Below are 7,484 nucleotides of genomic sequence, written 5' to 3'. Positions count from 1 at the left end.
GGGGGCATCAGTCATACCGAACCTGGCGACCACAGCTCCTTGATCAGGAACCACGAAAAAGGTAACGGGGGCCGTCGCCGATCCGAGTGCCGAAGCACGCCGTCGCGTGGCGGCGGGCAGCGCCGAGGTGCGCGAGTTGGCGAGCTGCTTGCCGCGCCGAGGATGGCCTGGACTGGATCGGCTACGTCACCGGCAGGCGGATCGAGCGGGTCTCCAGTTTCGGTTCGCTGCGGCACTTCCGCCGGGAGAACCGGCCGGCCGGGGCCGCCGACCGCTGCCTCGAGTGCGCGGTGGAGCCCTCCTGCCCGTACTCGGCGTCCCGCCTGTACCTGGGTGTCCAGCGCGAGCGGGGTGCGGTGTGGCCGGTCAGTTCGATCACCGAGGACACCGACGAGGACGGGGTGCTCCTGGCCCTGCGTGAAGGGCCGTTCGGGCGCTGTGTCTACGCCTGCGACAACGACGTCGTGGACAACCAGGTGCTGGCCATGGAGCTGGCCGGCGGGATCGCCGCCACCTTCACCATGACCGCGAGCAGACCCACCGCCGCACCCAGATCTTCGGCACCCACGGGTTCCTGGAGGGCGACGGCGAGGGAGTGCGGATCGTGGACTTTCGCACCGGCGCGGAAGTCCACCGCCGCGCCGCCGTGGCCGGTGGTGCGGACGCCGCCACCGGCCACGGCGGTGGGGACGCCGGAGTGCTGGACGCCTTCGTCACGGCCGTCGCCACCGGCGACCCGCGCGCCATCCGGACCGGGCCCGGTGAGTCGCTGGCCAGCCACCTCGTCGCGTTCGCGGCGGAACGAGCCCGCCACTGCGGGACCGTCGTCGGTGTCCCTACCGGATAGCGACCGGCCGCAGGATGCGGCAGAGCCTGGTGACCTCGCGGGTGACGGCCGCGCGGCCGGGACCGAGGTAGCGACGGGTGTCCACCGCGCGCGGTTCCCTGGCAAGGCACTCGCGCACGGCTCCGGTGAGCACCTTATTGAGCTGCGTCGCGATGTTGATCTTCGTCATCCCGGCGGTCACCGCGGTGGTCAACTGGTCGTCGGGGACGCCGGAGGAACCGTGCAGCACCAGCGGCACCGGCACGCCGGCGTGCAGCCTGCCGATCAGGTCGAAGTCCAGGCTCGCGTCCCTGGTGAGCATGGCGTGCGAGGTGCCGACGGCCACCGCGAGCGCGTCCACCCCGGTCGCGGCGACGAACGCGGCAGCCTCGGCCGGATCGGTACGCGCGCCGGGGGCGTGCACCCCGTCCTTCCCGCCGATCTCGCCGAGCTCGGCCTCCACCCACGCGCCTGCCTCGTGGCAGCGCCGCACGACCTCGGCGGTGGCGGCCACGTTGTCCGCGTAGGTCATGTTCGATGCGTCGAACATGACCGAGCCGAAACCGATCCCCACCGCCTCCGCGACCAGTTCGGCCCTGGTGGCGTGGTCGAGGTGCACCGCAACCGGCACCCTGGCCGCGCGGGCAACCGCGCGTGCGGCCATGCCGAGCGGGGCGAGCCCGCCGTGGTAGTCGACCGTGTTTTGGCTGATCTGCAGGATCACCGGGGCGTCGCACTCCTCGGCGCCGGCCACAATCCCTTCGGCGTGCTCCACCTGGACCACGTTGAACGCGCCGACGCCACGCCGCTCCCGCCGCGCGGTGGCCACGATCTCGCCGGTTCCTACTTCGGGCATGACTGCTCCTCGTCGGGTTCGATGCGGGTCACTCGGATCCGGCCACGCAGCCGCCGGTAGGCCGGCAGGTCGAAGCCGCCGGCGACCGGGCTGAGCACGGTCGCGGCCGACAGCGCGACGGCCTCGGCCAGCCGCCGCGGCCAAGGGGTCGCGTCCACGAGCCCGAGTGCGAGTGCGGCCACCGCCGAGTCACCCGCCCCGGTCGGGTTGCCGGTGAACCGTTCCGGTGGCCTCGCCCGCCACGTGCCGCCCGCGTCCACGGCGAGCAGGCCGTCCGGGCCGAGCGAGGCCACCACCGCCTCGCTTCCCCGCTCGCGCAGGGCACGGGCCGCCGCGAGCGGGTCGGTCAGCTCGGTGGCGGCCACGAGCTCATCGGCGTTCGGCTTGATCAGCGCCGGCCGCTCGGCCAGTGCCCGGAGCAATGGCTCGCCGTCGGCGTCCACCAGCGCGGGCACGCCGTGTTGGCGGGCGAGGCGCACCAGCTGGGCGTACGCGTCGACCGGGAGCCCAGGCGGCAGGCTCCCGGACAGCACGGCGAGCGCCGCCGCGTCCATCAGCTCCGCGAACCGAGCGAGCAGCTGTGCCCACTCGGGGTGGGAGACCACCGGTCCCGGCTCCAGGTACAGGGTGGCCCGGCCGGTGCTTTCCTCGACAACGGCGACGGTCCGCCTGGTCTCGCCGGACACCGGAAGCACGGACTGCGGCACCCCGCTCGCGGCGAGGTCGGCACGCACCGCATTCCCGGCGCGGCCACCGGAGAAACCCAACACGGTGGCCTCGGCACCGAGCGCGGTCAAAACCCTGGCGACGTTCACGCCCTTGCCACCGGCCATGGTGGTCACCCGATCCACCCGGTTGGCGGCGCCGGGGGTGGCGACCGCCATGTGATAGGTGACGTCCAGCGCGAGGTTGGGGCAGACGACGACGATCACGAGGCCCCCCGGTCGCCGCCGAGTTCGATGGCGAGCAGCCCGGCACCGAGGCAGCCGGCCCGGTGACCGAGTTCGGCGATCACCACGCGCGGCGGCGGTTGGAAGGTCAGCCGCTCGGCCAGTGCCGTGCGCAGCGGCGCCAGCAGGGTTTCCCCCGCCCCGCTCAGGCCACCGCCGAGGACCACGAGCGGCGGATCGAGGATCCTCGTGCCGGCGGCCAGCCCGTCGGCCAGCGCCGCGACGGCCTCGTCCCAGACCTTCGCGGCCGTCCGATCGCCGCGACCGGCCAGCCGTGCCACGTCCTCCGCGGTGACGGCGCCCCGCCCGCCCTCCGCCGTGTACCGGCGGGCGATCGCACTGGCCGAGGCGAGGGTCTCCAGGCAGCCACGCGCGCCGCATTCGCACGGGTCGCCGTGCGGGGCGACGTGAAGGTGGCCGAGCTCCCCCGCGCACCCGTTCGTCCCGGTGACGACCTTGCCGTCGAGCACGATCGCGGCCGCGAGCCCGGTGCCGATCGGCAGGAACAGGAAGGAGCCGTGCCCGCGGCCCGCACCCCACCGCGCCTCCGCGAGCGCGCCGGCGCGTACGTCGTGGCCGAGCGCGACCGGCACGCCGAGCCGTTCGGCGAGCATGGTCCTCAGCGGCACGTCCCGCCAGCCGATGTTGGCGGAGTAGCTGGCGATGCCGGCCGGCTCGTCGACAAGGCCCGGGACGACGACGGCCGCGGCGCCGACCTCGGTGCCGAACCTGGCGCCGGCGGTGGCGGCCAGTTCGGCGGCGAAGTCGACGATGCCGGCCACCACCGCGTCCGGCCCGCGGTCCCGATCGGTCGGCCGGGCGGCCGTGTGGGCCACACCGCCGTCGTGGTCGAGCAGGGCGCCCTTCATGGTGGTCCCGCCGACGTCCAGCGCGACGACGTGCATCGCCTATGCCTCGGTGAGCACGACCGAGCGGGTCAGGTTCCGCGGCCGGTCGGGGTCGTAGCCGTTGGCGCCGGCGATGGCGACCGCGAGGCGCTGGACGCGGATGAGGTCGGCCATCGGGTCGCGGCCGGTGCGCACGAACGTGGCGCCGGTTCGTGCGACGTCCTGCGCGAGGCCTTCCGGCGGCTCGCCGAGCGACCACACGACGCGGCCTGGCCCGGCGATGGCGATCGGGCCGTGCCGGTACTCCATGGCGGGGTAGGTCTCGGTCCAGGACCGTGCCGCCTCACGCATCTTCAGCGCGGCTTCGTGCGCCAGGCCGATCGTCCACCCGCGACCGAGGAAGGTGAACTGCTCGGCGGCCACGAGATCCGCCGGCAGCTCCTCGTCCAGTGCGAGCCGAGCGTCCAGCACCGCCGTGCCGATGTCCTCGCCGAGGTGCGCGCGCAGCAGCGCGAGCTGCGTGGTGGCGAAGCGGGTCTGCACCACCGAGCGCTCGTCGGCGAACGCCAGCGGGAGCACCTCGTCGGCGAGGTCGGCCACCGCGGTGGCCGGGTCCGCGGTGATGGCGACGGTCGGCGTGCGCCCGCGCAGCTCGGCGAGCAGGCGCAGCACCTCCGTCGTGGTGCCGGAGCGGGTGAGCGCCAGCACCCGGTCGTAGCGGCGCCCGGCGGGGAGCTCGGAGGCGGGGAACGCGTCGGTGTGTCCCCATCCCGCCCGCTCCCGGAGTGCGGCGTAGGCCTTGGCGATGAACCACGAGGTGCCGCAGCCCATCACCGCGATCCGCTCGCCGCGCCGAGGCAGCACGCCGGCGACGTCGGGTACGAGGGCCGCGGCGCGCCGCCAGCACTCCGGTTGGCTCGCGATCTCCGCCTCGGTATGGGACATCCGGCACGCTCCTGACCTAGCCGCTGAAGGAACTTGAAGATCAACTGCAGAAAGTTGATCGATATCGGGCATATTCAATCAGTTTTAGGCGGACATGGGTAGTCTTACCGCGTGTTTCCTCGCCGAGGGGCGATACTTGCGCGGGTCGGTGGACGGGCGGACAACGCGGGATCGGGGCAAAGGTTGGATCGGCACGAACGGCTCGGCGCGCTGCTGGAACTGTTGGGGCGGCACGGCAAGCTCGACGTCGAAACGCTCGCGGCCGAGCTGGCCGTCTCGACGGCCACGGTCCGCCGCGACCTCGACCACCTCGCCGAGCAGCAGCTGCTCATCCGAACCAGGGGCGGAGCCGTCGCGAACGGGGTCGCCTACGACCTGCCCGTGCGGTACCGGACCGGCAGGAATGCGGTGGCCAAGGGCAGGATCGCGCGGGCGGCAGCGGAGCTGGTCGAGCGAGGCAGCGTCATCGGGATCAATGGCGGTACCACCACCACGGAGGTCGCACGCAGCCTCGCCCTCCGGTCGGACCTCGCGTCGATGGGTGACGACGTGGCGTTCACCGTGGTGACGAACGCGCTGAACATCGCCAACGATCTGGTTCCCCGGCCGCAGGTGAAGATCGTGGTCACCGGCGGGGTGGCGCGCCGGAAGACCTTCGAGCTGGCCGGGCAGCTGGCCGCGCGCATCCTGGACGATCTCACCCTGGACCTGCTGTTCCTCGGGGTGGATGCGATCGACCCCGCGTTCGGCGCCTGCGCGCACAACGAGGACGAGGCCGGCATCAACCGGTTGATGGTGGAGCGGGCGAGCCGGGTGGTGGTGGTCGCGGACAGCTCCAAGCTCGGTGCCGGGGCGTTCGCCAGGATCTGCCCGATCGGGGCGATCGACACGCTCGTCACGGACGACGGTGCGCCGGCGGATCTGGTGCGCCGATTCCAGGACGAGGGCGTGGTAGTCACCGTGGTGTGATCGTCCCGGTGCGATCCATGGCAGGCGTGTCCGCATTTCATGCGCGCCTGTCCGCACTTCGTGAGCGGGTGTCCGCACTCTGCGATCGCGTGTCGTGCATCCACGAACAGGAGCGCGGGGCTTTCCCGCGGCGACCCCGGCCGCACGCCACCGGTCGGGATCGAAACTGGCATCAAGCGCGCCAGCACGAGCGCTGCGCTCCCGAAGGACAGCCCGATGCCGTGGGTCCCCCCTTGGCCCAGGTGCGGAATCGCCGAGGTGCCGGCCTTGCGCGCCACCATGGACCGGCTGGTCGCGGAGAACCGGTTCGCCAAGGCCGCGGTGGAGGTGGCGCTCTTCGATGCCTGGGGCAGGACCGTCGGGTTGCCGGTGTACGCGCTGCTCGGCGGGCTCGCGCAGGATCGTGTCCCGGTCACCTGGGCGCTGGGTGCCGCCCGGCCGGACGAGATCATCGAGGAGGCCACCGGCAAGCTGGATGCCGGGAAGCACGCCAGTTTCAAGCTGAAGATGGGTTCGCAGGATCCGGAGGCCGATGTCGAGCGGATCGAAAAGGTCGCCTCGGCGCTGGCTTCCCGGGCGAGCCTGCGGATGGACATCAATGCGGCATGGGACGAGCTGACCGCCACCCGCTACCTTCCGCGGCTGCAGGCCGCCGGCGTCGAGCTCATCGAGCAGCCGCTGCCGGCCTGGGACACGACGGGGCGGCCCGGCTCGCCCAGCTCCTGGAGATCCCGATCATGGCGGACGAGAGCCTGCGCAGCGAACAGGACGCGCTGCGCATCGTCAAGGCCAACGCGGCGGACATCTTCTCGCTGAAGGTCACCAAGTCCGGCGGTTTCACGGTGACCCAGCGGATCGCCGCGGTCGCCACCGCGGCCGGGATACCGTGCCACGGCGGCACGGCCATCGAATCGCCGATCGGCACGGTCGCCGGCTGCACCTGTGCTGCGCCACCCCGTCGGTGACCTTCGGCAGCGAACTGTTCGGGCCGCTGCTGATGGCCGAGGAGCTGCTCGTCGAGCCGCTCGACTACCGGGACGGGCACCTGCACGTACCGCACGGTCCCGGCCTCGGGGTGACACTCGACGACGAGAAGGTGCGCCGACTCACCCGGGGATGAGCAGGTGTGATCCGGCTGCTCCCGCAGGGCACGCGGGAGCAGCCGGACGGCTTTCGGCGCTTGGCGCCCTCCGTGTCCGGTCGTGGCTTGCCGGCATCCGGCCGATCCGCATGCACCGCACCCGGCCGATTCAGGGGTGGTGACCACGTGTCCGGCGTCGGTGACCGGGTGTCCGGCATTGGTGACCACGTGTCCGGCGCCGGTGACGGGGATTCCCGATCGGACAGCGGGAGAATGCATCAACGTTGCTCGGCGTGGAGTGTTAGAAGGGTGGTGGTTCGTTGTCGGGCTTGGCGTCGGGCGCGGGTTCGGGTGTGGGTGCAGGTGGTGTGCGGGGTTTGTCTGATTCGCTGGGTTTGCGGCGGCGGGCTTCGGCGTCGACCCGCCCATAGGTCGCCGTCCCCACCGCCACCGGTTGGTCCGAGGTGAGGGTGACCATGCCCTCGCCCTGGTCCATCAACTGGACGTCGCGGCCGTGGCGGCGGGCGGGGTCGACTGGCGTACCGCCCGTTGGGTGGATTTCCGCAACGAGCGCCGGTACTTAGGGTGACCGGGCATGCGATCCGGTGGGAATTCGCGCCACCAGCCACCCCGCCATGATGAGCATACGAGCGCGAATCCCCACCGGTGCGCCGAAGGCGTGCCCGAAACCCAACCACCTCTCTCCCAGAACGCCGATACCGCCTGGCACCCGACGTCCGGTGCAACGCCTCGCCCCACGGCCAATCCCCGCCAACGGCGATCCAGTCGGAATCCGCACGAACTCAGTAGGAATCCACATCATCGCGGTCCCCGACCAGCCGTAATGTCGATCAGTGCCGCACGGGACGGGGTGCGCACCGGGAACCTGCATGGGGAGGAATGCGGTGATTGGACTACCGGCCGAGCTCGAATTGCCTGCTCAGGCGGCTAAGGGATGTCTCGTAACTCGTGTTGTGGTTGGTGGGGCTGGTGTTGCAGTCAGTCGGCG

Annotated in this window: 7 protein-coding genes and 1 pseudogene; 3 read left to right on the top strand and 5 right to left on the bottom strand. The window is 72.0% G+C overall.

Going from position 1 to position 7,484, the window contains the following annotated elements; all coding sequences use genetic code 11:
- Nucleotides 1-442: 442 nt before the first annotated feature.
- Genes ABFX51_RS36050 through ABFX51_RS36030 form a run of 5 tightly spaced genes read right to left on the bottom strand, consistent with a single transcriptional unit; the run spans nt 443 to nt 4,425 of the window.
- Nucleotides 443-814, bottom strand: a complete 372-nt coding sequence (locus tag ABFX51_RS36050; protein WP_346056455.1) for a hypothetical protein — start codon at nt 812-814, stop codon at nt 443-445.
- 22 nt (nt 815-836) lie between these two features.
- Nucleotides 837-1,682, bottom strand: coding sequence for a class II fructose-bisphosphate aldolase (locus ABFX51_RS36045; protein ID WP_017985047.1), 846 nt, complete (start codon nt 1,680-1,682; stop codon nt 837-839).
- Nucleotides 1,670-2,614 (bottom strand): 1-phosphofructokinase family hexose kinase, encoded by a 945-nt coding sequence (locus tag ABFX51_RS36040; RefSeq protein ID WP_346056454.1) that lies wholly within the window; start codon nt 2,612-2,614, stop codon nt 1,670-1,672. The genes ABFX51_RS36045 and ABFX51_RS36040 overlap by 13 nt, the downstream gene beginning before the upstream one ends.
- The gene (locus ABFX51_RS36035; protein ID WP_346056453.1) at nt 2,611-3,537 is read right to left on the bottom strand and encodes an ROK family protein; all 927 of its coding nucleotides are present in this window, start codon (nt 3,535-3,537) and stop codon (nt 2,611-2,613) included. The genes ABFX51_RS36040 and ABFX51_RS36035 overlap by 4 nt, the downstream gene beginning before the upstream one ends.
- A gap of 3 nt (nt 3,538-3,540) precedes the next feature.
- Nucleotides 3,541-4,425 carry an SIS domain-containing protein gene (locus ABFX51_RS36030; protein ID WP_346056452.1) on the bottom strand — a complete coding sequence of 295 codons (885 nt, stop codon included), beginning with the start codon at nt 4,423-4,425 and terminating at the stop codon, nt 3,541-3,543.
- Nucleotides 4,426-4,608: 183 nt separating this feature from the next.
- On the opposite strand from ABFX51_RS36030, the gene ABFX51_RS36025 reads away from it, so the two are divergent.
- The 3 genes and pseudogenes from ABFX51_RS36025 to ABFX51_RS39755 all read left to right on the top strand — a co-directional run bounded on the left by ABFX51_RS36025 (nt 4,609) and on the right by ABFX51_RS39755 (nt 6,514).
- Nucleotides 4,609-5,394 carry a DeoR/GlpR family DNA-binding transcription regulator gene (locus ABFX51_RS36025; RefSeq protein WP_017985043.1) on the top strand — a complete coding sequence of 262 codons (786 nt, stop codon included), beginning with the start codon at nt 4,609-4,611 and terminating at the stop codon, nt 5,392-5,394.
- A 267-nt stretch (nt 5,395-5,661) separates the two neighbouring features.
- Complete coding sequence (locus ABFX51_RS36020; RefSeq protein WP_345397994.1) at nt 5,662-6,210, top strand: enolase C-terminal domain-like protein; 549 nt, start codon at nt 5,662-5,664, stop codon at nt 6,208-6,210.
- Nucleotides 6,132-6,514, top strand: a pseudogene (locus ABFX51_RS39755) (enolase C-terminal domain-like protein). Before ABFX51_RS36020 ends, ABFX51_RS39755 begins: the two are co-directional and overlap by 79 nt.
- Nucleotides 6,515-7,484: the final 970 nt, after the last annotated feature.

The organism is Amycolatopsis dongchuanensis (assembly GCF_039542405.1).
In the GTDB taxonomy this organism is placed as follows: Bacteria; Actinomycetota; Actinomycetes; order Mycobacteriales; family Pseudonocardiaceae; genus Amycolatopsis_E; species Amycolatopsis_E sacchari.
Note: the sequence above shows the minus strand (reverse complement) of the source record. Positions and strands in the feature narration are given on the sequence as shown.